This is a genomic window from Vibrio sp. 10N.222.46.A1 (assembly GCF_041473595.1).
Taxonomy (GTDB): domain Bacteria; phylum Pseudomonadota; class Gammaproteobacteria; order Enterobacterales; family Vibrionaceae; genus Vibrio; species Vibrio tasmaniensis_A.
In genome coordinates, this window is sequence record NZ_JBFRSN010000977.1 from 1 (window position 1) to 315 (window position 315).

At 47.6% G+C, this 315-nt stretch carries 1 pseudogene; it reads left to right on the forward strand.

Features of this window, described 5'->3' with window-relative positions:
- Positions 1 to 315 (forward strand): annotated as a pseudogene (locus AB4496_RS22760) (3-deoxy-7-phosphoheptulonate synthase); the annotation flags it as partial.

Below are 315 nucleotides of genomic sequence, written 5' to 3' on the forward strand. Positions count from 1 at the left end.
GAATGGTACGGATGGCAACATCAAGATCGCAACAGATGCAATTCGCTCTGCAAGTGCTTCGCACCACTTCTTGTCGGTAACTAAATACGGTCACTCAGCGATCGTTGAAACCGCAGGTAACCCTGATTGTCATATCATCCTACGCGGTGGTAAAGAGCCAAACTACAGTGCAGAGCACGTTGGTAAGATTAAAGAAGAGCTAGAAGCTTCAGGTCTTCCACAGAAGGTGATGATTGACTTCAGCCACGCGAACAGCTCAAAGCAGTTCAAGCGCCAAATGAACGTTTCTGATGACGTAAGTGCACAGATCTCAGG